The sequence below is a fragment of the Rhizobium sp. CNPSo 3670 genome (assembly GCF_057784555.1).
The window spans coordinates 58545-81530 of sequence record NZ_JBXSOL010000012.1 but is presented as its reverse complement, the minus strand read 5'-3'; the positions used below and the strand labels follow the sequence as shown (position 1 = coordinate 81530).

Genomic DNA, 22986 nt, shown 5'->3' with positions numbered 1-22986 from the left:
CACCTCAAGGACGGGAGTTATTCTATGAGCATAACAGTCACGTCTAACAACGACGGCACGATCACCGTGAAATGTGGCACCGACACCGTCACAGTCGGTGCCTCGACAGCTTCCGACCCCGGTGCCTCACCAGGTATTCCTATTCTCTGGCCGCCCAGCGGAGTCACAGCTTCAATCGTAGCGCAAGGAAACGCCAAGACTGTAGTGGTGCCCGTGGCGTCGGCCAATGGACTCGCTCAGGCAATTAGAAATCAGCACGACCTGCATGCGAATGTGCAGGAAACGACGATCTTTCGATTCGATGTGCAGGGCTCGGAGCCGCTGGCTATCGAGGAACTCAACAAGGTGCTCTCGGACCTGGACAACCCTGCCTGGATGGGCACACAGATCAGACTGACCGGCGATCGCCATGAGTGAGGCCAGCGATCCCTACGCTACCGCCAAGGCAAATCTGCGAGACACAATCAAATGGCTGGCCACAAGCCTTGCAGCCGTCGGAGCTGCGGTTATTGCTGGCGCTTCGATCAACGGATTGGCCGCTTTACATGGAAAACCGTTGATATTTGCTGCCTTACTTGGGGGCGCAGGTCTTGTCGCCATCCTCACAGCGATCGGCATCATGGTGCGATTGCTAACCTCCAAAGTCTTCTACTTTTCAGATCTGCAGGACCCGAACGGGCCCGTTGCCAGCGAAATCAACGCGCGAGCCGAAGATATCCTCTCGCCTCAGACGCCTACGATCGCAGATCTGGTGAAATTCAGGCAAGGCGCTGTGGATGATCTTCACAAATCGAAGCCCGGTGATCCCTTGTATGAACTTGCCTTCCGGAAATGGACTGCCGCGAACGACTTGATTGCGCGCGTCACCAATCTTGGACAGTTCCTCGCATTTCGCAATGATTTTAACAGGCAGCAGGGGAAGCTGTTTGCTCTAACGATTGTCATCATTCTCGCTCTCGGCGGCTATGCGCTCCTTGCGGGGACACAATCTGACTTGAGTTCGGACTTGGCGCCAAAAATCGCTTTCAAACCGGGCCTCGGTTGGTCAGATGCCGCAGCATTGCTCGCCAAAGAATGCGGAGGCGATCCACTGAATGGCACCATGGTTCAAAAGAAATCGTTTGATGGGTGGGTTAGCGTGCGCTTATCGCAGCCGGGTAAATGCGGTGGGCTGGAACTCACAGTGCCGGCATCGTTGGTCCACTTATCGGGGCCTTGAATCGATACTTGTGAGGATGGGGACCATTCAATGACTGAACGCGAAACGAAAACCGTCGGCGCGCGAGCCCGCCAGACGGTCCCCGAATGGCAAGTGCCGTCCATTCTTGCCGGGTTGACGGCGGTCGGGAACTACCGGGTCCCGGATCTCGCTGACGACTTGCTTCGGTCACGGTGCTGCTTCGAGCAGAACGAAGACGTCTGGAGCGCCATCATCAGCGAGGTTGATGTCACCGCGGGGGACGAGATCGAATTGCAGGGTTTCTGGCTGACAGAATGGTTGCCTTTGAGGCCTGGCCTGTATCACACTCCTGAGGCGGCAGAATCGCGCGAGGGCGCACTGGCAGAGTCCCAAATTTTCTCGACCGACGACCGCGCACCCCTGGCGCTGCGGGGCTGGTTGAACTCGAGCAGAGCAGGCCGGCGCGACTTTGCAAGGCTGTTCAATCCCCATGGCAAGCTCAGCATGATCAACGGAGGCATCGGTTGTGTCCGGCTGAAGCCGCTTCCGAACCGGTCGAGCCACCAATGGTTGTTCAGTGCGAGCAGCTCAGGCATCGTTCATGAAGGTGTGCCGGTTGCCATTGACGATGAGTTGCGCCGACGCCTCTTCCGCGACATCCGTCGGGGTGGAGCTTTGCGCTGCGATATCCGCGGCGCGTTGAGATTCGTTCCCCGTGACGAGCCACTCGAACGGATGTGGGGAGCCAATATTCCACAGATATACCTCGAGGTCAGTGATCTCAGGCCGACTGCATTGGCCAGCGAAGAACGGGTGCCAATCGAGGTGACTGCAATAGCGACATTCACGTCGCGCCGCGAGGATATGCGCGGATTGAATGCTACATATGTCACATTCGACGCTCGCTCACCGGAAACCGTGGCCGAGGCGGCCGATTGGATCGAAAGGGTCTATGTTCGGGAAGCATATGACGGTCGTTTGGTGACGGATTTCGATGAACAGATGCGGCGATTTCCGCGTGCGACATTCAGCCTTGAGAAGTTGTTGAATGGCTTGGTGATGATTGACGACATGGAGGCTGAGCTGGCTCCCGCGTGCACGAATCTGAACCGTCTCGCGACGCTCCTGAAAGAGCGGCAGATTTTTGGAGATGTCTATGTCGCCGAGAACGTCGGAGCGATGGGACCGGGAGCAATCGCGACGAATGTTACGATCGTCACAGGACGCAAGGGGGCGGAGAAATGAATGATTTCGAAGAGGTCGTGTCGCAGTTGCGCACCGCGGTTGTTGCGGCGGGAAATGACCGCGCCGTGTCGGGCAGTGATCTACGTGATATTCTGGCCTTCCTGGTCAAAGTCACCCAAGTCGTCGATCAGTCCTTCCAGGATATATATGCAATAGCCGTCGAGCTTGCTTACCTGGAGAGCAGCGAGGTCGACGGTGCGCGCCTCAAACGCCTTCAGATGGAATTGGAGCTTCTGACTGCCAGAAGCCACTATCGTGAAAGCCTCGAAATCTGCAGCCGTCTGAAACATCTTTCCGAGCAGTTTAACGACCACATCAGATCCGCTGTTTCTGGGCTCAAGGACAGCCACAACTGGCAGCAAATTTTCTGGCTGATCGAAGATCGTGAAGGGCGGATCATTCGACTTGTCGAAAGCTCGGCGAACAATTTGCGTTATCAGCTTGATCAGGTTCGACACGGCGACGTGAGAGCAGTCAATCGTGAAGCCAGACGGCTCGCCGATGAATTGCGCCCGCTATTGAACGAGCTGCGGGAAATGACGAACGACATTCTTGGCTTGTCCGGGCGCCAAGGCTTCATCGAGTTGACTCGTGACCGCGCCACCCTTCAGCAAGCTACCAACACAGTCATCCATACGGGAGATATGTACATGACAAGAGATATTTATAGCGCGCGCAATGTCGGTGCAATGGGGCCAAATGCCACTGCCACAAACACGACAATCACAGAAAATTACGGCGCCGACCTTGATTTTGAAAAACTCGCCGCAGAACTCGCGCTCTTAAAGCAGGCGATGATGTCGGAAATGATGAAAGAAGCCGGTAAGACCGAGCATCTCGAATCGGTTGCCGCCGTCTCAGCCGCCGAAGATGCCGCCAGGCGCAAAGAGAGTTCAGGCGTGTTCGAAAAGTTGAAGGTCGCTGGAGGCTGGGCGTTGGACACGGCAACCAAGATCGGCGTGGCGGTGGCCACCGAAACAATAAAAAAGTCGATGGGACTGTGAATCGCCCGAAGCGGTCTGCCCCCGCTGTGCCACTGATAGATCGAACAAGTGGGCCACCTGCCATCGACAACCCGTGCGACAGAGGTTATCGCGTACGTCTTAGGTGCGCCCTGCTACCTATCTCTCCAGGCTCGACACAAGTGAATTGTTAAGCAGTTGAAAGGAATCGAACTTACGACAGTTCGCCCCCTGCCAACCCTAACGCATTGGTTTTACTAAAATTGCACGTCAGCAGGATACCTCCAAGCCCTGAAGGGATCCCAGCATCCGGCGAGCGGCAGTGTGCCCATGCAAATCCGCCTGACGCTATGACACCCAAGCGCCAGCGCGTGTCATGTTGTTTGTCAGCGAAACGGACATGTCGATGCGATGGAGCTGGCGGCGAAGCGGCGCGCAATCGGGATACCCCGCCTTCAGCTTCTGCTTCAAGTCTGTCAGCATCGCCTGACAGATGCCCCGGACCTGCGTCGTCTCGCAGCCCCGACCCCGGCTTTTACCCTCAACCACCTGCGGGTGGTCGATCACCTGCGCTTCCAGCCGAGCATCGAGGCATCGAGGGGCTGCGGCATGGGATGCAAGTTCTGCGAAGAGCGCGACATTCCTTTGGAAAAACTGAGGGAGCCCGAAGAAATCGCACGCTCGATGGCCTCGGTGCAGGATCAATACGGCGGATCGGAGATACATCCCTACATGCAGGCATCGATGTTCGTTCCTAATCCGCGCTGGAGTGTACGGCTTGCTACAGCGGTTCAAGAGCTAAACCTCGACATCAGGTGGCGGACGGAGAGCCGCGTCGATGCACTGCTTCCGGAGTCTATTCCCTATCTCGCACGTGCCGGTCTCAAGGTACTTGATCTGGGCTTGGAAACTGCCTCACCGACCCAGATCCTGGCGATGAAGAAAGCGAACAATCCGGAGCGATATCTTACCAAGGCGTCTGCGTTGCTTCAGGCCTGCTGCGACAACGGCGTGCTGGCGAAGGTCAATGTGCTGCTCTACGCGGGCGAGACACGAAGGACCCTGGCGGAAACCACGCAATGGCTGGATGCCCATGCGTCCTGCATCGCAGGGGTCTCCGTCGGTCCCGTAATCGCCTACGGACCGCCTGCCACTGCCGATATTCTCTTGGACGAGTGGTCGCTTGTGGGTGCTCGTCCGGTCGACGTTGCCAGCGCGGGCGAAACCGGAATCACGCGTATGCATCTCAGCGACGAGTTCGACGCGGACGCGGCCGAACTCGCGAGTCTTAAGGTGTCGAGGCGCTTCATGAGCATGGATACCTATTTCACACTGAAGAGCTTTTCCTACTATCCGCGGGATTACAATCGGGCGGATTTCGATCGCGACGTGACCGAATCGCCGGGTGGAAGACTGCCGTTCACAGTCGACCAGGTCGTCGGAGAGTTGCCCTCGACAGTAATGCAGCCAGCCTCTGGTCAACGTCGGCGGCACGGGCCTTGAGGCATTGCTCGCCTGTTGCCGTATGCGGCGATAAAGACGATCGACGTGCCGTTCGGCGGCGTGGTGTCTTTTCGCTCGGCAATCCTACTGTTCGAAACTCTGCTGTAATGACGTTGCTCAGCACAGATTCGATAGACGCCCGTCAGAGTTCGACGCTGATCAGGCCGGGGCTGGACTTGTCAGGATATGTTGTTCTGTACCCGAAATGGTTTCGAAGCTTTTCAATATCAAACTTCGACGTGAGGCTGTTTTGGTAATTGAAAATGAGTTCGATGTTCCCGCCACCGTACTTGATCGTACGGGCAATGGCCTCGAGGTGGGGGTGCTTGTGCCGGGACCCGTCGGTCGAGACAAGGAAGCGCTTCGAGCGAATTTCCTGCATCAATTCGATATTGTGCGTTCCGTGGCTGCCATGATGGGAGAGCTTGAAGGCGTCAAGCGCGATCGGTGATCCGCCATTGCGCAAGGTCCTGAGCGAGGCCGTGACCAAGGGCGCGTGTGCGTCACCGGTCAAGATTGCCTTGCGGCCATCGAATTCAGCCAGCACGCAGATGCTTGAACCGTTTGCCTCGGAAACGTCGCCCTTGAAGGGAGAAGCCGCGGCTTCTTCAAGGTCATCAATCGTGAGACCTCCGAGACTCTCGACCCCTTGTGCATCCGTGTCCTCCTTCTCCCTTCCAAGGAGGCCGGCCTTTCGCAATTCCTCCGTCCAGACCGGCTCCAGCGCCTGGAGCTTCTCCCAGTTGGGAGATAGGAGGGTCAGTGTCATGCCGCCCGCGAGAGATTTTTTCGGCAGGATCCCGCTCTCGGGTATGACGACGGATTTGCCTGCGAAGGCGGCGTTCCAAGGCCATTTCTTGACCTCGATGCCATCGGTAAAGGCCTCTCCCTGCTTGGCGCCGAGCGACTCGATCTTTTCGAGATGCTTTTGGCCGTTGAACCAGACATCCTTGAAACTGACTGGCAGGCTCGTGGCCGACAGCATGCGAAGCAAACCCTCAATATGGTCGGCATCGACGTGAGTGAGGATCAGCAACTCGAACTCGCGCTGATCGGCAGGGAGATCGGCGAAGCGCTTTTCCAGTGTTTGCCAGGCCAAAGGCCTGCCACCATCGATCAAGATCCGATGCGGCTTTTCCTCGTCGCCATACTCAATCCACAGGCAGTCACCCTCGCGACCGGGCAGCATGTCAATGCGGAAGACGCTCATCGTTTCGTTCTCTCGCTGGTCCTGATGATGGTAAAAGCCTGGGAAACATCGAGGCGAAGCGCAACCTTGTGGACAAGGCGCAGCTTTTCATCGACAGCAGGATCGCCGGCAAATTGGGATAGCCCGTCGAGCAACCAGGATATACCGAGCGAGTAATAGGGAATCCCGCGATCGAATGCTTCTAGCAGGCTCTCTTTCGCTTCGGCCTCGGAGTTTTCATAGTTCGCAAAGCGAAGGCGTAGAAAGGCCTTGACGACCGCGCCGTCCGGGATAGTGGGAAACCGTCTTGCGAGATTATCGATCCAATCGTGCCAGGTCTTATCGTGCCGACCCGCCGCAAGCAGCACATAAGCGCCCGCCACCGCTGCCAACGGATGTTCGCCCTTGCCGTACAACAGATCCCTTGCCTGGTCGAACGCGATCGCCGCTTTCGGCAAGGTGGCGGATGTCATAAGGCCAGCCATGGGTGCAAAATCCGGGTCGGCGACGACGACGCCGATCCGAACCTGATTTTCACGAGGTTCAAGTCCGACCATAATCTCCGTTAAACCATAAGTGTGGGTTCGCACAGTCATCCAGGGCAAGGGCAGGGAGACGGCGTAGGACTCATCCATCCAATCCACGCGTGCAAGGTATCGTGTTGGAGCGGTTCCCTCCGCATGATAGAGCCAGGTAAGGCTATCGAGATCGTTCCTGAAAGGCGACTCAGGCAGTGGCCTGTCTTCCTCGGACGTAAAAACCCGCTGCCAGGCCGTGGCGCCCCGCAGTGCCTTCCCGTCATCGAAGTATCGGATCGCCGGCGGACTGTTGCGCGCCACGGTGTCGCGCTCCAGGCTTTCGGGCCTTGCTCGCCTGCTGCTTAGTTTTCGGAGGGTCTGCTCACCCTCGATGTTGCCGACCAGAGTTTGCATGCCGAGCCACTCGTGGGGCGAATGCTCGGCCGAATACAGGGGAACCGACAGATCCTCGCCTTTTTCCACCGCGATCTCGGTGGTGATGATCTCGCCCGACGGCAGTGTTGCCTCGACAAGCCATCGACCAGGATCAACGTCAACTGGTTGCGAATTTCCGTGGTTGTTTGCGGGAATGGTGATTTCCGTGCGGGCGGCCCTGACCGGGTTGCCCTTTTCGTCGGAGAGCTGCTGCAGGGTAGCGACCCCTCCCATGGAGGTATCGACCGAGAATTTCTGCAAATAGACCGAAAGACTGCTCATAGCGGCACCGCGATCGTAATTTGGCGGAATGTTGGATGGACGTGGTTTTTAACAGTCGTCGACGGCTTTCCACCAAAAACCGCCGTGAATTCGTAGTCTCCTGACGGAAGTTGTAGCGCCCATTGATCAGGATCGCGTCCCTCCATCGGCGCTGGAATTGCCGCCTCGCCGCTTCGTTGGAAGCTCAAAGTGGCCGTGCCGATCGCATCGGGCGGCGTACTGACGACGTAGACCAAGGCTTCGGGGATGTCGCTGAGATATGTGAGGTAGAAATCCGAGAAGTCGTCGGCGGTCGGCACCTGCCGTTTCTCGATGTCGGCAGCCGCCCTCTCCGCAACATGCTGCACGGCTGTCTGGAGCTTGCCAGTCGTCACCCTCCAGTCGCCCATGTTATCGTCGGCGGCGAGGTCCCGAAGGCTCTTCAAAAGAGCATCCGTAAAAATCGTCGGCTTTCCAGGGATGGCGAATGCCTTGAACCCATTCAAAGTGGCATAGAAGACAGGCGCCCGGCGCGGTTCGAGCCCTTTCGGGCGAGGTCCAGCTCTAATGATGACCGTGCCTGCATATCCAGCAGCTTCAATCATGGTGTCCGTCGATGAACGGCAAGCGTCAACGAAATAGATCTGGTTGGCGGCTTTGCAGCGATTCATGCCAAGCCGAAGGATCCGAAAATCAATGGCGCCGCGCAGCGCGTTGAATTTGTCTTGTCCATAATCGGAAAGGAGCAACGCCGTGTCCGTGCCCTGGCCGATCCCATGACCGCAGAAATAGAAGATCAACTGGTTGCCGACATCGCTGTCGCCGCGATCGAAGAACGCCTTGATCGCCGCATCGGCATGCGCCGACGTCGACTCAGGCACGTTGAACGTTCGAGCAGGATCGTTCGGATCGACGAATGGGGATGGTTGTTCCTCCGAAAGAAGCAGGCTGACGCTAGCGAGCGGTTTGTCGGGATGATGAAACTCGGACATCAACCATGTCGCTATTTCGCGAGCCGATATCGGTGGCGAAGTGAGCTGTTCCATTCCATCATGGTCGGCCGAGCGGTCCGCGGTTCCGCCGTTGAGGTGGGGATAGGCTCCAACGCCGATGACAAGCGCGTGTGTCGCCGGCCCGGCTACGGCCACGTCATGGACAAGGTATTGTTCCAATCTTCCCCCTCCGAGCTTCGCACGCCAAGATCAGCATAGAACACGCTATGATGGCAAATAAAATCGTCGGATTGTTCGCGCCGCGTCGGCACTGGCCGGGATCTGCCTTTGATTTTTTGTGCCGTTCAGCGATTTGGCTGACTTGAGGCACCTGCTTCCGTTGTCTCTCCGGTGAGGCCGCTACGAGGACTCCAGATCAAAGCTGGTTGCCGTCCAGCGTGCATCGCGCCGCCGGATCGCGAGACCTCGCTGCCGTTACTCTTATCCTGCGGAGCTCTCGGCGCGCGGGAATAGATGAGTCTTGTTTGCGCTTGGAAACACCGCATCGGCGCTTTAGGGGCGGTCTTTATCCGAGATCTTGCGTAGATGAACCAAGTCATCATCATCGGCAGCGCGCGATGGCGTCGGGCGGACATTCCCGAAATACTTCCGCTCTAGACCGCCGTACTGCGTTCCATAGGCCAGTTTCGTCAGGCGCATCTGGAACATTTTGGCGCCGACGACCAATTCGACCGGATTGTTGCCGTGATTGAACAGTTCGACAGAAAAACAGCCCCGGAATCCTGGCTGCACCATCGTGTTCACGGAGATACCAAGACGCGTGTAGCTGCTTCTAGTCAAAACATCCGCGTAGCAATCGGTTGGGAGCGCGATGTATTCCAAGGTTGTCGCAAGCACGACCTGATCCGGGTAGAGGATGAAGCGTTCCCCAAGCTCGCGGCGTGTTGGCTGAAAATAAGTGGATATCGCTCGAAAGCGATCGTCGTCACGGGCGATGCCAATGTAGGGCCGACGCGTGACGATAGAGACGAGAAAATCGTAGCCGAGCCGGAGGTCGACAGTCATCTCGCCAAGTTGCTTTCGGTCGAGCAATGGCTCGATCCAGAGTCCAAGATTGTCGTTTCGATCGAGGCGCTCGAGGATATCCTTCTTGATCATTTTGCGCCCGCCCCCTCCCAGAGATGTCGAATCGAAGAGTTCCGGATGGATTTCTCGGTCAAGTCGTTGACGATCCTGATCACGTCGAGCTGGTTTGCGCCGACGGCCCACGCCGGCCCTGCACCAGATTTCAGTTTTCCGAGATAAGACCAGCCGGCGGCCATGATGCCATGAAGCTGCTCGGTTCCGGAAAGCGTAAACGGGCGGATGTCATCGAACGCAGATTCGATGGGGGGCACGGAAAAGCGTTGCTTCAACTGAGGAAGGCCGAGCTTTTCCAAAGCATTTTGATACATGGAAAGCTCATCAAACTCTTCTCCAGCAAGAAAGGCACGGATCACCTCAATCCTGTCTGCGGTCGCCGGATGAGTCAGAGTGATACCGCCAAGGGGGTTGATGGCGTTCAAGCTGTCGATGATCCCCGATCCGACATAGCAAGCGGCGAAAAGATCGGCGAAATGCTCGCGTCGATAAATTTCGACACGCTCGTGAACCGACGACGGCGCATCCGCCCGGACCGGATGCGTCAACAACGTGAGCGCGGTTACGTTGCGATCAAGATCTACAAAATGTCCGAGTTCATGATAAAGCGCGGCGCAGAAAAGTGGCATATGCTTGTAGATGCGCGGGACCCCGATGAAAATCAGCTTCTCCTTAGGCGGCTGGCCTTCGTAGCGATCCATCGCCTTCGCAACGAATTCCCAGGGGTCCCCCGGCTTGAGATGAAAGTCCTTTTCGTCGGTAAGCGCCGTCGTGACAAGGCACGGCTCCTTCATCCAATCTTCGATGGCGTGGCGCATGCAGTATTCGATCTCGTACGGAGCCTCCTTCGTGGTCGAGCCTTGAAGATAGCGATGGCTCGTCCACACCTTGTCAGCGAAGGTTCTAAGAATTTCGTCGTCGTACTGCGGAGATATGGAAAGCGCATGCCTGATGACGTCGATCAAGGCATGAGCATGCTTTTCAATCGCCCGATTGAAGTAAGGGGTTTTCGAGAGATGTGTGAGGCTCTCAGCCAAAAGAGCAAGGTCAGTCCGTGGATGCAAGTCTCGGCTCCAGATTTCGGAGCACCTTATGAGCAACAGCTGGACTGACGTCTTCAATTGAGTTGATGCCCTCAAGGGCATCACGCAACCCCTCATATATTCGCAGGTCCGTGGCAAGCTGCACGGCTTGCGGCGTCACTTGCGGGGAGATCGCATTCGGATCGTCAGAGAGTATTCTCGCATGGTGCAGTACATCATCAAAATGGAGCGACAGGGTGTGCGGTATTTCATGGCTGCCACGGTCAATCAAAACCAGTGCAAGTCGAAACAGTTCAAGACGTCGACTGGTATCGGATGGCATGGCCGCAAGCATATCGTCCCCCAACTCGCGCCGAATCGAAGCGAGAATAACTCGGCAGAGTTGAGAGTGAAACAAGAATTACTAATTTTCCGGTAAGATTCCCCCACTATCTTTGCACCATGCGATTCGACCTTGCCGCATCCAGAAGTGACATTGGCATCCATCCGTGCGACGGACCGATGGTTCGAGGCTTGGACGACCGAGCCAATCGAAGCGGATGCACCATCGCGGTCGACGGTCCGGATTGAGCGAGAGCAGAATTGGGGTTCCACAGCCGGAAGGGCATGAAAACGTTACCCACTTCGGACGATCGACCGGTCCCACGATGACGGCTCGTCCCGTCGCTAGTTCATCCGGCGCGGGCATGTCGAGGGACGTCGCAACAAGAAAATCGGGTTTGTCGATGAGACCAAGCCAGACAAGCATTTCAGCAAATGCGACGCGCAGCATCATCCTGCTCTCCCAAGAAACGGCTGAACGTCGCCAAGTCCGTGGATGCGGTCGGAGCCGCAAACCCGGCAAGCCTCCCTCTTTGCACCGGGACGGAAGTCCTCGACCAGATTGAACTTACGAACCCGGTTGGCGATGGCACCATCCTCGCCCCGGAACCGGGTCATTCGCTGGATCATTTCCTCGATCGCCATCGTCGCGACGGATGTCGTAAAGGAAATCACGGCCGGCGACGGATCGCCCTCGCCCCGCACGTAGGCCTCCACCTTGCGCCGCTCGTATTCTTCCGGATCATTGCGGCGCAACGCCTCGGCGGCGGCCGCGGAGGCATCCACAACGCGCCGGCAAACAAGGCAGCTGCTGCCGGGTTCCAAAACCGTCGCACGTCCATCGGCATCAAGGCACGAAATGCCAAACCGCTCATTTACGCGCAGAGCCAGACCGATATCGATCACCGGGATCAGGTAGTAATAGGCGAGGCGATTGATAAGCAGACGGCCGTCGTGATCATCCGTGCAGCCGAAAATCAGGTCCATCGATTTCAATGCATCGCGGCAGCCGGGAGAGCCGATCCAACAGTCATATGTTTCGACTTTCGTCCCGAGCCCCATCCTTTCGATTTCTCGCTTGGCGACATCAACCTTTTTGACCTTGCGGTCGGCGTCGTCCCAAGTCGCGCCATAGACGCGATTGAGATTGGAATGCTCGATGTGATCCGGATCGAAGATTGCGATGTGGCCAGCTCCCATCCGGGGCAGCTGCTGAAGGATTGGACTGCCCGTTCCGCCGGCGCCGACCACGCCGATGCGCATGTGGCGCATCAACCGGTTGAAACCGGCGCCCAGAGCCAACTCTTGTCGAGCAAGCGCGGGTGCTGCGAGATCCTGAGTTTCTCCAGAGAAGAACAGGGTATTCCAATCGCCGCCTATCGTGCGCGCATAATCGAGGCTCGTCACCTTATCTGGCGACGTCCACACGCGGCCGGCGACTAGATCACCATTCGCAAACAAGAGGCTCGGCAAGATCGCGCCCTCTCCGTTCCGATTCTGCGCCAGACGAACAAGATCCGCCTCGTTGCGGTCGTCTTGGGAGGAGAAGAAAGCCGGTCCGCTCGGATGGGAATGAGCGATACCAACCTGAAGACCTTCGCGCTCGGCGCGGGCAAGGAGCTCGACGAAGCGCTTCGTGCTCCAGGAGATATGCTGATGATCCGCCGATTTGATTTCGGCTTCTTCGACAGCGAGCACTTGCTTGGCCATGAGGCGCAACCGCGGCGCCCGGTCGAAAGGGTCATGCCCAATGCGTGAGACGCCGAATAAAACGTAAGCGGCGTGTTCTTTTCCATCGGACCGGCGGAGCTCGGCGCGGAGTACGCCGAGATGCAGGCCGTTGAGAGCGAGATCCGTTTTCATGCCGCAATCTCCAATGCGCGCTCGATGCGGCGCACCATCGTCCAGATGCCGTCGGTTCCGGCACGCCATGCATTGTTGTGGCGAGACCAACGCTGCCAGGTCTTGCCGCCGAAGGCGTGTGGCTGGTCGGCAGCATTGGGATAGCGCTGGCTGGCTGCCAGTCTGACCCAGGGCATCAGATAGAACATATCGGGAGCGCAGTCGGGATAGGCAGGAGGCAACAGGATGAGAATATCCGCAGCCCCCGCGTCGAAGCGTGCCGGCGGCAGGCTCCAACCTTTCAGCACGACGGCCTTGGTCATGCCATCGGAGATTTCCTCAAAGGCGATCGACTGTTCGACAAGATAGTCGCGGTCCTCGAGCGGGAGCACTGCTGCTCCCGAACCCTCGGTGGTCGTATCGATACCCGTAAAGAACCGTTCCGTTCCATCGCCCTGAAGATCGACCTTCTCCTTATTGCCGATCAGCCGATCGTCGCCGACGCGCTGCGAAAGCCAGACGCCGTAAGAATTCGGGTCGACACCTGCCAGGCGCTTCAGCTGCAGGCCGGTGATAAAAGGAAGGCCCCATTCGAACTTGCGTCCGTCGAGAACGAAGCGAAACGAACGATCGCTCTTGAAGGTGATGAACTGCTCGCGACCTTCATGACGGAGATCGACGCTCTCGTCGGGACGGATTTCTTCCAACTGACCGTCATCGAGTTCCTGGAACAGAAGATATTCATCGGTCGGGAAGAGCCTCGCCTTTTGAAGGATCTGAGCACCGGTAACGATGGGATCTTCGAAGTCGAAAGGGTGGCCGTCGATCTTGATGTCAAAGGTGTGACGGCGCTGAGAGATGTTGTCTGCCATTTTCGGATTGCTCCTGATTGCCGACAAGGCGACCGCCGCCTCGTCTGAATACATAAATAATAGCTATTTTTTAGCTATGCAATAGCCATCATTTAAATTTTTTTTGTTGACTAAATCAGTAAAATATCTACATTCGGCGAGTCCAATGCTTAGGAGGCGAGTCACGTGAAGAAAACAATGACCCTTAATCTCACCGACGCTGAGATGCAGGCCCTGCAGGAACTCTGCGATAAAAAGGACCTCTCGAAGACGGCGGTGCTTCGCCAGGCGCTCAGGCTTTATCAGCTCGTCGACGTGCGCCTTGAACAAGGTGGAAAGCTCTTCTTCGAGGATGAAGCCAAGAAGGAGAAGGCTGAACTTATGGTGCTTTAAATCGTGAACCACTCTCCAGTTTTTCTGACTGACAAGCGGACCGGCAATACGGTCGACGCGCAGCTCGTAGACGGCATCAGCGAAAGCGCTCTCAAGGCGGTCGAGACCGAATGGAAACCGGTCCTCGAGGCGCGTTTAAGAGAATTGATTTCGCAGGGCGTCGACCAATCGGAGTGGCCGGAAAACTGGCGTTGGAACTGGAGAAAGAAGATCGGCAAGATCCGGGGGCTGCTGGCCTTCGAAGCCATGTCGATCGTTTGCGACGGACAGCTGCAAGGATTGATGCTGGTTTCGGTTGTTGGTCACACCTGCCGGATCGCGGAGCAAGCCAAAAAGGACTTGGTCTATATCAACTACTTGGAGACGGCACCTTGGAACAGGAAGGCGATCGTCGCGGAACCGCGCTTTGGCGGTATCGGCACCATCATGGTGCGTACCGCCATTCAGATCAGCAGAGAGCAAGGCTTCCACGGCCGGATCGGACTGCACTCGCTACCCACCGCGGATGACTTCTACGGCAAGGTATGCGGCATGACCGATCGCGGCTACGATGGAACCTTTGACGAGCTAAGGTACTTTGAGATGACGAAGGCACAGGCTGACGCATTCTCGGATTGAATAGGAACAAGACCATGAAACTCGACATCACGAGGGAATGGTTCGAACGTAGAGCAAAGCTGGAAGGCGACTTGGAAGTCGCTGCCGGTGCGCTTGCCAGGGACCCGACCCCAGATCAATCACCTATGGAAGCTGGCATCGGCGATGCCAGCGACCCGATGCGCATGGCATTTGGATCATTTGTCGAAACGATGCGCAGGCTTCGCGGTCTATCGATCGAGAAGCTTGCCGAGCGAACAAAGCTGGAGGCAACCGAAATCATGCGGATCGAACGAGACGCGCATTTTCGGCTGGAGCCGGCTGCGATCAATCGTCTAGCGGAAACTTTTGAGCTGCCCAACCTCGCGATGCTTCAGCTGTCGGGTAACTCAATTGCACGACCGGGAATGCAGGAGCGGGCGCTGCGCTTTGCCGCGCACTCCGGAGAAACCCCTCAGAGGCTCACTCCGGACGAGCAAAAGGCGCTGGAAGAATTCATCGCCTATCTTGAGAAACAGCAGGACAAATAGCGACGGCGGCCGGGACGCAGAACAAAAGCGCCCCGGCCCTTACCCTTCCGACGATTCGGTCTGCGGATCGTCCAAGGCGTTGACACTCTGCGACAGCTCTCGACAATCCAAAATACGCCTCGCATACGACCTTCGACGACTGGATAGGTGCTATCCCTTATGCTATCTTGTTGTTGACAACAAAATGAGCAGTGTCAAATGCGATATACACCCAGCCAGGTCCGTCAGGTCGTCGGCGTTACTCAGGAAACGCTGCGGCACTGGCGCGCCGCATTGTCGTCCCTTGACGGCCTGAAGGGCCACGCCCCGATTTTCCGTCCTGGCCAGCTGCTCGGCCTCGCTGTAATCCGCACGCTCGTTGTTGACCTCGGCCTCAATGTTGGCTCCTTAAAGCGTGCCGAACGGGACATTTTTGAAATCTGCGCCAGTCCGCAGTGGTTTCGGTTGTCGGAGGGCTATCTGATGGTACGCCCACTTGAGGGTATCGCGTGGTTCATCGAACGATATCAGGATGGTGATCTGCACAAGCCTGCGATTGTCCTCCCGATGAGCCCGATCGTAGCTTCTGTTCGGGAAGCACTGCTCGAGGTCGCTCCGGACGACGCTCAGCAAAGCATTGTCTTTCCTCCGATCGAGGTGAGTGGGCGTCGGACTCGGAGCGACAGACCATGAAGGCGACCATAGCTTCGGTCGTCGCCGAACTGTCGGCAATCGGGTACAACTCCGATACATTGCTTGCCGATTACAGCTTCGCGGACGTCCTGTCACCCGCGGGTGAAACCCAGCGGGTCAGCCTCGCGGCATTCACTCAGACGCCGCCATCGTACCGGACGGCGGCGTTCGGTGTTATCGATGGCGATGGCAAACCGTCGGATTTGAAGAGGCTGCGTGCACTCGGAGCGCCGATGATCTTTGCAATCGCCGGCGATAGCGTCGAGCTTTGGCGGATGCATGCAAACGAAGCCCCTGAGCGGCTTGCGGTAACGCCGGCAAATGAGCTGCAGTCGCTGTTCCAACGCCATGCGGAACACTGGAACCCGAAAGCCATCCATCGAGCCAAGGCCATCTCTTCCGAGCCGCTGCACAACCGCCAGTTCGATTTCGTCGATATTGGGCTTTTGATCGCCATTGAAGGCGAAGTCCATCTTAAGCTCGATATTTTGCTGCGTGAGACCTTGGCCACGGTCATCGACAGCCGTGGTCGTCCGGCTATGGACGCGCGGCTGCTTTTCCAGGCAACCTTTCGCTTTCTCGCAGCCAAGATCCTTGCGGATCGAGATCACGAATCGGCTGGCGCTTGGAGCGGTGGCGACGTCGACGATGTCCTGCGCGGCATAGACCGCTACTACGGTCTTGGCTCGCTGAAGCCGTCACCCGCCGATCGCGCTCGCCTCCAGACGGTATGGCAGGGTATCCGCGGCGGCATAAATTTTCGCAATATTTCGGCCGATGATCTCGCCTTCGTCTACGAAAACACATTCGTGACCTCTGAAGTGCGCGCTCAGCTCGGCACCCATAGCACCCCGCGGCAGATGGCTGAGCACGTCGTTCGTCGCCTGGAGCTTTGGAGGGATCCCGATGGCACCCGTGTCTACGAGCCCTTCACGGGCGCCGGGGTTTTGCTTGTCGCCGCGCTTCGCCAATTGAGTGCCGCGCTTCCCCTGGAATGGAGCGACGCCGAACGCCATGCATTCCTGACGGAACGGTTGTCGGGCGACGAAATTGACGAGTTTGCTTGCGAAGTCGCGAAACTCTCCTTGATTCTGGCCGACTATCCGAACCACAACGGCTGGGATATTCAGCAGGCCGACCTGTTCAGCAGCGGAAGGCTCCGCGAACGCATAACGCCGCAAACATTCGTCATCTGCAACCCGCCGTTCGAGGATTTCGAAATGGACGAGCGGGATGGCCCTATAGCGCAACATAGCGTTTCCAAGCCGGTCGCCGTTCTCCATGAAGTGATTTCGGCACGAGCGGCCGGCATCGGTTTTGTGCTCCCCGCGACCTTCATCATGGAAAAGCGCTATCGCGAGGTGCGTGCGCTGCTTGAAAAGACCTACGCCTCGGTGGAGATCGTGGAGATCCCCGACGACGTCTTTTCTGCGTCCCGAACGGCCGCTTCGCTTCTGATTGCTAGAGATCTGCGTTCGGCTGACGACGAGCCTATCATCACCATCCGCTCTAGCGAGGTGACACTGAGAGACCGGCTGTCCTTCCTGCAGGGAGGTTTGATTACGCGGAGCCGGTCGGTGACTAGGTGGGTCGCCGATAATCCGACGGGAAATCTCTGGGTTCCTGCTTTAAACGAGGTTTGGGACTATCTCGCCGATCGGCCGACGCTCGGTGAGAAGCTGGAGCTCCATAGGGGAATTGAATGGCAAGGTGATCAATCGGAGGCGTGGAGCGTTGATCCGAAGTCCGAATACCGGCGCGGCCTGCACGGGGTCAATGGGCATCTCCAGTACCAAGCGCCAAGACCTGTTTGGCTCGATTGTCGCCCTGATTCAATCAGGGGCGGCGGGTTGAAATTTGCTTGGGGCGACCCGAAGCTCATCCTGAACGCAGTCCGGCTCAGCCGGTATTCCTGGAGGTTGGCTGCGAGCTTCGACGACACTGGCCTGATCTGCTCGCAGCAGTTTATCGGCGGGTGGCCGAAGGAAGGTGTCAATCAAACCGAAATGATCGCGCTGATGGCGGTCCTGAACGGCCCAATAGCAAATGCTTTTTCGACCGTATTTACCTCCGATCAGCGCTTTAGGCTCGGTACGCTCGCCAATCTTCCCCTGCCCTATCTCCTCTCCGAAGAGTTGATAGGTCTGGTTCAGACGTATCTTAAGGCTCTCGGGACAGTGGACCTTCTCTCCGATCGGGAGGAAGTCCTGCAAAGGACGCTGGCAAAAATTGATGCGGCGGTTCTATCGGCCTACGAGCTTCCGGTTCGGCTGGAACGCGAACTTCTGAGATTTTTTGAACAGAACCGAAGACCTGTCGCCCATGCCTGGGACGGATGGGGCAACCTCGATATGGCGCCCGGCCTCTCCCTTTCCGAAGTACTAGCGGGCGGGCGGGACCAATTCACAGGCAATTGGGTGTCGCGGACCTTTACCGCATTGCCGAAAAGCGAAGCGGATGTCGTCCGCCGATACTTGCGCTGATCCATGACCGGTTACCTGCTCGATACATCCGTTCTTATTGCGCTTGTGGACCCCAAGCATGTGTTGCACGGGGCAGCCACCAAGGCAGTCGAAGCCATGAGTGCGAACGATCTGCAGTTTGTGTCTGCGGTGAGCATCGGTGAAATTCGTACCGGTGTCACCACGGTTCAGCGCATTCATGGGCGCACGCCGGTCCATTCCACACAAGTGCTCTCCGCTGCACAATCACGCCCGCTCCTGGCAATTAACACGCAGGTCGCGATGGTCTATGGCGACCTTAAGGCTGCGCTCGTCGGCAAGTTCATGGCAAAATCGAGCAAGAACAAGCCGCCTGCGCACCTTGAGGACTGGATTGATCACGCCACGGGAAACAGGCTTGGGATTAACGAGAACGATCTCTGGGTTTGTGCGCAGGGGTTCGAACGTGACCTTCATATCGTCACATGCGACGCGGATTTCTTAAGGGTTCAGGACGCCGAGCCTCGCTTATCGCTGAGCCTGTTGCGCGCCATTTAGCTCGACTTCGCAAACATTTCCGCGCTTCATGTCAATTGGCTTCCAAGTTTCACTCCCATATCGGCATCCAATTTTGATCCCCATGGTAGATCAGCGCCGGCCAGCCCGGCGCTGGCCGGGATTACAGAGGGTAGGCCAACGCGGTGATGCGCTCGTCACGGCAGGCGAGTTCGGTGCCCACATTTTGAAATCGGCGGAGGCACCCGGATCGGGTACGTGGGGCAAAATCGGTGGCAGCGTTTCAGTGAACGAGCATAGAAGTGTGCATAACCTCGCGCATTGAGAGTTGATTGGTAGCCTGGGGATTCTCTTGCTGGGGCAAATCATGATTCGATTCTGCCATGACGAAACGGCTCCCCTCCCCCGAGCATGCCGACACGCTCTCACTGAATGCGTTGCGCGGATTGGTGACGGGTCTGTTGGAGCGGTCGCAGCAGACGGAAGCCCGGCTCGCGAAGCTTGAGGCCGAGACCGTCCAGCTGCGCGAGGAAAACGCGGCGCTTCGGCTGGAGAATACCCGGCTGAAGGTCGAGAACCAGCTGCTGCGCGATGAGATTGCGCGATTGAAGAGCCTGCCGCCGCGGCCACCGTTTCGCTCATCCGGAATGGACAAGGCAACGGACGCTGCACTCGGCAATAAGCCGACGAGTAAGAAGAAGCCACGCGGCGCAAAATTGGATGTGAAACGGGTGAGCCGGCAGGAGATCCTGCGCATCAATGCTCCGGCCGGCTCACGCTTCAAGGGGTACAAAAGCGTCTATGTTCGCGACCTGGTGCTCAAGGCCGAGCTCGTGCATTACCGTCGCGAATGCTGGGTGACACCGAATGGAAAGACCGTGCTGGCAGCCTTGCCCGCAGGGATCATGGGTGGCTATGGCGCCAATCTCAGACGGCTTTGCCTGATGCTCCATGCACACGGACAAGTGACGAGCGCACGTCTGACGACATTGCTGAATGATATCGGTCTCGATATCTCCAAGCGTCAGATGGTGCGGCTTCTAACGAAGGATCTGGATAGCTTTGTTGCGGAGGATGCGGCGGTGCTGCATGCCGGTCTGGTGTCGTCGTCGTATGTCACGGTCGACGACACCGGTGCCCGACATTCCCATAATAACTGTTACGCCACACACATCGGCGGCCCGAATTTTACTGTCTTTCGCACCACAAAATCGAAGTCTCGCCTGAATTTCCTGTCGCTGCTGCGCGGCAATTATCAGGATTATGTGCTCAACGATGCCGCATTCGACTATCTGAAAGAGCGCCGTGGCGAGCCAGTCGTGTCCGCTGGACTTCGCACTTTTGAACCACAACGCTTCTGCAACCAGGTGCCGTTCATAGCGCATCTGGCCGACAAGGGTGTCGATATCTTCGATCGGCAGGAGATCGGCACGCTTGCTGAAGCCGCGCTTTGGGGGTCTATCCGCCATCATGGCCTGGTGGGAAACATGGTAATCGTGTCCGACGATGCCGGCCAGTTCCGCGTCGGCAATCACGCGCTGTGTTGGGTCCACGCCGAACGCCTTCTGCAAAAGCTTATGCCGGCCACTGCCAAGGAGGAGCGATCCGTCGCACTTATTCGCGATCTCGTCTGGCGCTTTTACAAGGCGCTGAAGGCCTGGAAGCAGAGGCCCTCACCGCATGCTGCTCCAGCCTTCCGACGACGGTTCGACCGGATCTTCGCCCTGCGCACCGGTTATGAGGCACTCGATAAGCTGCTTGAGCGGCTGCGTCGAAGGAAGAACGAGCTACTCAAGGTGCTCGAGCATCCCGAGATTCCGCTGCACACCAATGCATCTGAAAATGATCTGCGGAGTTTTGTCACGAAGCGAAAGATCTCCGGCGGCACGATGAGCCGCGATGGCCGTGTTGCGCGCGACGTCATGCTTGGCCTTATGAAGACCTGCCAGAAACTTGGGCTGTCCTTTTACCACTATCTCGGTGACCGGCTTGGTATCGGCAACGTCGGCCAACCGGTTCCGCCCCTGTCGGCGATCATTCTCGCTCGGGCTTGAACACCCGAGGCCGCTTCGGCTCGGCTGCGCCACCACGTTGCCCAATCAACCGGCACCGCCACCTAATCCGCCCCACGTACCCGGATCGGAGGGCGAAGTTTCCCAATTTCCATATCGTTAACCATATGAATTAATGCTGTTCTTTTCCGTACCGGAAACTAGATAGACAATAGCTTCCGTCACATGCAACGCGTCCCGGTGTGACGTCTCACTTCCGATAAGTAAGGCTTATCGGAAGTGATTGATTTGAAGCCGCAAATCAGCGTGTCAGCCGTCCTGGGGCGACTGGGTGAACGGATCCGCGGTTTTCCGTGCAGTGTCAGTCCTGGGTAAACAGTCGATCTGCATTCATGCTTTCACCTGCCTTCTCAATTGTCCCGGATCATCTTCTTGAGCCGCTTGTCCCAATCGTCGTGGCTCATTATTGACAGGGTCTTCGCGGCGTCCCTGTACCGATTCTCATTCCAATCGTCGGAAGTAAGCATTGGAGTTGTTGCATGGCAATCTACAAGGGCGCGCTGGCATTGCTGGGAAAGTCGGAAACCGACGCAGCGGTCGTGGACTACTTGAAGTCGTTGGGTGCGACGCTCCCGCTCAACCGGCCGCCACGCGGCGAGAAGGAAACGAACGTCGAGGTCCCCGGTCAACAGATAGAACTGCTCTTTACTCTCGGAAGCGAGTTGCCGAACGGGACGCGCTTTGCGGAAGGGGAGTTGGTTCTGCGTACATTCTTCGTTCATCCGGAGGAAGCAGGAAGGCCGATCGATGGAACGCCTTTCGATCTCGATATGACCATGACCAGGGAGCAGGCGCGAGCAAAGTTCGGAGAACCGGAATGGAGCAGCCGTGGTAGTTTGAAAAACGATCGCTGGGTGCTTGGAGACAAGCGGATGCTTCTAAGCTTCACCTCGGACGAACAGCGCATACGACAAGTGTCGGTGTCGCAATTGTTCGAGTGAGCACTCCGGTCAATCCGAAAGATTCCACTGATCCTGGCGGGAAAGAAACTGTATCATTACAAGGAAATCGATTCCCCTTAATCAAGCTGATCGACACAGCGAAACAGGGCCGTAACGGCCGCCGTCGTTCCCGCAGCCGGATTCTCGCCTTTCAGGAGAAACTGTGGACATCATCCACCCGAAAAAATCAGCTCCTGACGCCATCGCCCGCCGCGCCGAAACGCTCGACACGATTGCTGCCGTGCTGCCGATCGACCGGCGCGACAAGCTCGCCGAGATCCTGACCGACCAGGACGTCGAGACGCTGAAACACTTGGTCAACGAGGGTATGGGCGACAACACACTGCGGGCACTGGCGTCCGACCTCGGCTACCTCGAAGCCTGGGCACTGGCCGCGACCGAAAATCCCCTGCCCTGGCCAGCGCCGGAAGCGCTGCTGTTGAAATTCGTCGCCCACCATCTCTGGGACCCAGCACGGCGGGAAAGCGATCCGGAGCACGGTATACCGGCCGCAGTCGATCAGGTGCTGCGAGACGGCGGCTTTCTCCGATCGACTGGGGCGCACGCGCCCGACACCGTGCGCCGGAGGCTGGCCAACTGGTCGACGCTGACCAAGTGGCGCGGCCTCGACGGCGCCTTCGCCTCGCCTGCCCTCCGATCTGCGATCCGCCTCGCCATCCGCGCCGTACCGCGGCAGCGCCGCCGCAAGAGCGCCAAGGCAGTCACCGGCGATGTGCTGGCAAAGCTGCTGGCGACCTGCGGCGACGACAATCTGCGCGACGTTCGGGATCGGGCGATTCTGATGGTCGCCTTTGCGTCCGGCGGCCGCCGGCGCAGCGAAGTGGCCGGCCTGCGCAAGGAGCAGCTGACGGTTGAGCCGCCGATCGAGGTACCGGATGCCTCGCTATCGATCCATCTCGGCCGCACCAAGAATTCTGGCGTCAGCCAGGACGAGGTTGTCTATCTCACAGGCCGCCCGGTGGAGGCGCTCAACGCTTGGCTGGCAGCGGCAGGAATTGATTGCGGCAGCGTGTTTCGGGGGATCGACCGTTGGGGCAATGTCAGCCGGCGGGCGCTCGATCCGAAGGCGGTCAATGATATCGTCAAGCAGCGGGTGGCGATGGCAGGGCTGGAGGTTGGGGAGTTTTCCGCGCATGGACTGCGATCCGGCTATCTCACCGAGGCGGCCAACCGTGGCATTCCCCTCCCCGAAGCGATGGAGCAATCTCGCCATCGCTCGGTCCAGCAGGCATCGAGCTACTATAACAATGCGACGCGTAGGAGCGGGCGAGCCAGTCGGATGCTGTAGCTGTGGCTCTCGGACATGCACCTGCCCTTCCGGCGAACACGGTTGGACTATAGGGTCCATGCTTAGCGAACA

The 22986-nt window shown here is 57.8% G+C and carries 23 protein-coding genes; 14 read left to right on the top strand and 9 right to left on the bottom strand.

Annotated elements, in window-relative coordinates; translation table 11 throughout:
* Window positions 1-24 precede the first annotated feature (24 nt).
* The 5 genes from AC13QO_RS14705 (at window position 25) to AC13QO_RS14685 (ending at window position 4890) form a co-directional block, all read left to right on the top strand.
* Entirely contained in the window at window positions 25-417 is a 393-nt protein-coding gene (locus AC13QO_RS14705; protein WP_488541006.1) for a hypothetical protein, read from the top strand.
* A complete protein-coding gene (locus tag AC13QO_RS14700; RefSeq protein ID WP_488541005.1) occupies window positions 410-1219 on the top strand; it encodes a hypothetical protein in 810 nt (269 codons plus the stop codon). Before AC13QO_RS14705 ends, AC13QO_RS14700 begins: the two co-directional genes overlap by 8 nt.
* Window positions 1220-1249: 30 nt before the next feature.
* The gene (locus tag AC13QO_RS14695; protein ID WP_488541004.1) at window positions 1250-2425 is read left to right on the top strand and encodes a hypothetical protein; all 1176 of its coding nucleotides are present in this window, start codon (window positions 1250-1252) and stop codon (window positions 2423-2425) included.
* On the top strand, window positions 2422-3429 hold the full coding sequence (locus AC13QO_RS14690; RefSeq protein ID WP_488541003.1) for a hypothetical protein: 1008 nt from the start codon (window positions 2422-2424) through the stop codon (window positions 3427-3429). The genes AC13QO_RS14695 and AC13QO_RS14690 overlap by 4 nt, the downstream gene beginning before the upstream one ends.
* A 369-nt stretch (window positions 3430-3798) precedes the next feature.
* On the top strand, window positions 3799-4890 hold the full coding sequence (locus AC13QO_RS14685) for a radical SAM protein (protein WP_488541002.1): 1092 nt from the start codon (window positions 3799-3801) through the stop codon (window positions 4888-4890).
* Window positions 4891-5032: 142 nt separating this feature from the next.
* On the opposite strand, the gene AC13QO_RS14680 is transcribed toward AC13QO_RS14685, so the two are convergent.
* From AC13QO_RS14680 to AC13QO_RS14640, 9 genes are all read right to left on the bottom strand, one after another.
* Window positions 5033-6100, bottom strand: coding sequence for a ComEC/Rec2 family competence protein (locus tag AC13QO_RS14680; RefSeq protein WP_488541001.1), 1068 nt, complete (start codon window positions 6098-6100; stop codon window positions 5033-5035).
* A complete protein-coding gene (locus tag AC13QO_RS14675; RefSeq protein WP_488541000.1) occupies window positions 6097-7314 on the bottom strand; it encodes a hypothetical protein in 1218 nt (405 codons plus the stop codon). Before AC13QO_RS14675 ends, AC13QO_RS14680 begins: the two co-directional genes overlap by 4 nt.
* Window positions 7311-8441, bottom strand: a complete 1131-nt coding sequence (locus AC13QO_RS14670; RefSeq protein WP_488541105.1) for a caspase family protein — start codon at window positions 8439-8441, stop codon at window positions 7311-7313. Before AC13QO_RS14670 ends, AC13QO_RS14675 begins: the two co-directional genes overlap by 4 nt.
* A 357-nt stretch (window positions 8442-8798) precedes the next feature.
* Window positions 8799-9404 carry a dCTP deaminase gene (gene dcd / locus AC13QO_RS14665; protein ID WP_488540999.1) on the bottom strand — a complete coding sequence of 202 codons (606 nt, stop codon included), beginning with the start codon at window positions 9402-9404 and terminating at the stop codon, window positions 8799-8801.
* Window positions 9401-10351 carry a M48 family metalloprotease gene (locus AC13QO_RS14660; RefSeq protein WP_488540998.1) on the bottom strand — a complete coding sequence of 317 codons (951 nt, stop codon included), beginning with the start codon at window positions 10349-10351 and terminating at the stop codon, window positions 9401-9403. The genes dcd and AC13QO_RS14660 overlap by 4 nt, the downstream gene beginning before the upstream one ends.
* A gap of 82 nt (window positions 10352-10433) precedes the next feature.
* On the bottom strand, window positions 10434-10763 hold the full coding sequence (locus tag AC13QO_RS14655) for a hypothetical protein (protein WP_488540997.1): 330 nt from the start codon (window positions 10761-10763) through the stop codon (window positions 10434-10436).
* 69 nt (window positions 10764-10832) lie between these two features.
* The gene (locus AC13QO_RS14650) at window positions 10833-11117 is read right to left on the bottom strand and encodes a ubiquitination-like system serine protease family protein (protein WP_488541104.1); all 285 of its coding nucleotides are present in this window, start codon (window positions 11115-11117) and stop codon (window positions 10833-10835) included.
* 83 nt (window positions 11118-11200) lie between these two features.
* Complete coding sequence (locus AC13QO_RS14645; RefSeq protein WP_488540996.1) at window positions 11201-12613, bottom strand: ThiF family adenylyltransferase; 1413 nt, start codon at window positions 12611-12613, stop codon at window positions 11201-11203.
* Window positions 12610-13464 carry a multiubiquitin domain-containing protein gene (locus AC13QO_RS14640; protein ID WP_488540995.1) on the bottom strand — a complete coding sequence of 285 codons (855 nt, stop codon included), beginning with the start codon at window positions 13462-13464 and terminating at the stop codon, window positions 12610-12612. The genes AC13QO_RS14645 and AC13QO_RS14640 overlap by 4 nt, the downstream gene beginning before the upstream one ends.
* Before the next feature lie 177 nt (window positions 13465-13641).
* Here AC13QO_RS14640 and AC13QO_RS14635 point away from each other — a divergent pair, with 177 nt between their 5' ends.
* The 9 genes from AC13QO_RS14635 to AC13QO_RS14595 all read left to right on the top strand — a co-directional run bounded on the left by AC13QO_RS14635 (window position 13642) and on the right by AC13QO_RS14595 (window position 22914).
* On the top strand, window positions 13642-13836 hold the full coding sequence (locus AC13QO_RS14635) for a ribbon-helix-helix protein, CopG family (RefSeq protein WP_488541103.1): 195 nt from the start codon (window positions 13642-13644) through the stop codon (window positions 13834-13836).
* 3 nt (window positions 13837-13839) lie between these two features.
* On the top strand, window positions 13840-14454 hold the full coding sequence (locus tag AC13QO_RS14630; protein ID WP_488540994.1) for a GNAT family N-acetyltransferase: 615 nt from the start codon (window positions 13840-13842) through the stop codon (window positions 14452-14454).
* Window positions 14455-14468: 14 nt separating this feature from the next.
* On the top strand, window positions 14469-14963 hold the full coding sequence (locus AC13QO_RS14625) for a helix-turn-helix domain-containing protein (protein ID WP_488540993.1): 495 nt from the start codon (window positions 14469-14471) through the stop codon (window positions 14961-14963).
* Between the two features lie 198 nt (window positions 14964-15161).
* Window positions 15162-15635, top strand: a complete 474-nt coding sequence (locus AC13QO_RS14620) for a hypothetical protein (RefSeq protein ID WP_488540992.1) — start codon at window positions 15162-15164, stop codon at window positions 15633-15635.
* 59 nt (window positions 15636-15694) lie between these two features.
* On the top strand, window positions 15695-18118 hold the full coding sequence (locus AC13QO_RS14615) for an N-6 DNA methylase (RefSeq protein WP_488540991.1): 2424 nt from the start codon (window positions 15695-15697) through the stop codon (window positions 18116-18118).
* Between the two features lie 3 nt (window positions 18119-18121).
* Window positions 18122-18634 (top strand): type II toxin-antitoxin system VapC family toxin, encoded by a 513-nt coding sequence (locus tag AC13QO_RS14610; protein ID WP_488540990.1) that lies wholly within the window; start codon window positions 18122-18124, stop codon window positions 18632-18634.
* A gap of 341 nt (window positions 18635-18975) precedes the next feature.
* On the top strand, window positions 18976-20646 hold the full coding sequence (locus tag AC13QO_RS14605; protein ID WP_488540989.1) for an IS66 family transposase: 1671 nt from the start codon (window positions 18976-18978) through the stop codon (window positions 20644-20646).
* 497 nt (window positions 20647-21143) lie between these two features.
* Window positions 21144-21605 (top strand): hypothetical protein, encoded by a 462-nt coding sequence (locus AC13QO_RS14600; protein ID WP_488540988.1) that lies wholly within the window; start codon window positions 21144-21146, stop codon window positions 21603-21605.
* Window positions 21606-21774: 169 nt separating this feature from the next.
* Window positions 21775-22914 (top strand): site-specific integrase, encoded by a 1140-nt coding sequence (locus AC13QO_RS14595; RefSeq protein WP_488541102.1) that lies wholly within the window; start codon window positions 21775-21777, stop codon window positions 22912-22914.
* Window positions 22915-22986 lie beyond the last annotated feature (72 nt).

What these genes read in the sequence shown, in the direction of transcription:
- AC13QO_RS14610 (WP_488540990.1), top strand. Translation starts at nt 18,122, where the DNA reads ATGACCGGTTACCTGCTCGATACATCCGTTCTTATTGCGCTTGTGGAC.
- AC13QO_RS14605 (WP_488540989.1), top strand. Translation starts at nt 18,976, where the DNA reads ATGACGAAACGGCTCCCCTCCCCCGAGCATGCCGACACGCTCTCACTG.
- AC13QO_RS14695 (WP_488541004.1), top strand. Translation starts at nt 1,250, where the DNA reads ATGACTGAACGCGAAACGAAAACCGTCGGCGCGCGAGCCCGCCAGACG.
- dcd (WP_488540999.1), bottom strand. Translation starts at nt 9,404, where the DNA reads ATGATCAAGAAGGATATCCTCGAGCGCCTCGATCGAAACGACAATCTT.
- AC13QO_RS14680 (WP_488541001.1), bottom strand. Translation starts at nt 6,100, where the DNA reads ATGAGCGTCTTCCGCATTGACATGCTGCCCGGTCGCGAGGGTGACTGC.
- AC13QO_RS14625 (WP_488540993.1), top strand. Translation starts at nt 14,469, where the DNA reads ATGAAACTCGACATCACGAGGGAATGGTTCGAACGTAGAGCAAAGCTG.
- AC13QO_RS14675 (WP_488541000.1), bottom strand. Translation starts at nt 7,314, where the DNA reads ATGAGCAGTCTTTCGGTCTATTTGCAGAAATTCTCGGTCGATACCTCC.
- AC13QO_RS14655 (WP_488540997.1), bottom strand. Translation starts at nt 10,763, where the DNA reads ATGCTTGCGGCCATGCCATCCGATACCAGTCGACGTCTTGAACTGTTT.
- AC13QO_RS14685 (WP_488541002.1), top strand. Translation starts at nt 3,799, where the DNA reads ATGGAGCTGGCGGCGAAGCGGCGCGCAATCGGGATACCCCGCCTTCAG.
- AC13QO_RS14640 (WP_488540995.1), bottom strand. Translation starts at nt 13,464, where the DNA reads ATGGCAGACAACATCTCTCAGCGCCGTCACACCTTTGACATCAAGATC.
- AC13QO_RS14620 (WP_488540992.1), top strand. Translation starts at nt 15,162, where the DNA reads ATGCGATATACACCCAGCCAGGTCCGTCAGGTCGTCGGCGTTACTCAG.
- AC13QO_RS14645 (WP_488540996.1), bottom strand. Translation starts at nt 12,613, where the DNA reads ATGAAAACGGATCTCGCTCTCAACGGCCTGCATCTCGGCGTACTCCGC.
- AC13QO_RS14650 (WP_488541104.1), bottom strand. Translation starts at nt 11,117, where the DNA reads ATGCCCGCGCCGGATGAACTAGCGACGGGACGAGCCGTCATCGTGGGA.
- AC13QO_RS14690 (WP_488541003.1), top strand. Translation starts at nt 2,422, where the DNA reads ATGAATGATTTCGAAGAGGTCGTGTCGCAGTTGCGCACCGCGGTTGTT.
- AC13QO_RS14600 (WP_488540988.1), top strand. Translation starts at nt 21,144, where the DNA reads ATGGCAATCTACAAGGGCGCGCTGGCATTGCTGGGAAAGTCGGAAACC.
- AC13QO_RS14635 (WP_488541103.1), top strand. Translation starts at nt 13,642, where the DNA reads ATGACCCTTAATCTCACCGACGCTGAGATGCAGGCCCTGCAGGAACTC.
- AC13QO_RS14700 (WP_488541005.1), top strand. Translation starts at nt 410, where the DNA reads ATGAGTGAGGCCAGCGATCCCTACGCTACCGCCAAGGCAAATCTGCGA.
- AC13QO_RS14705 (WP_488541006.1), top strand. Translation starts at nt 25, where the DNA reads ATGAGCATAACAGTCACGTCTAACAACGACGGCACGATCACCGTGAAA.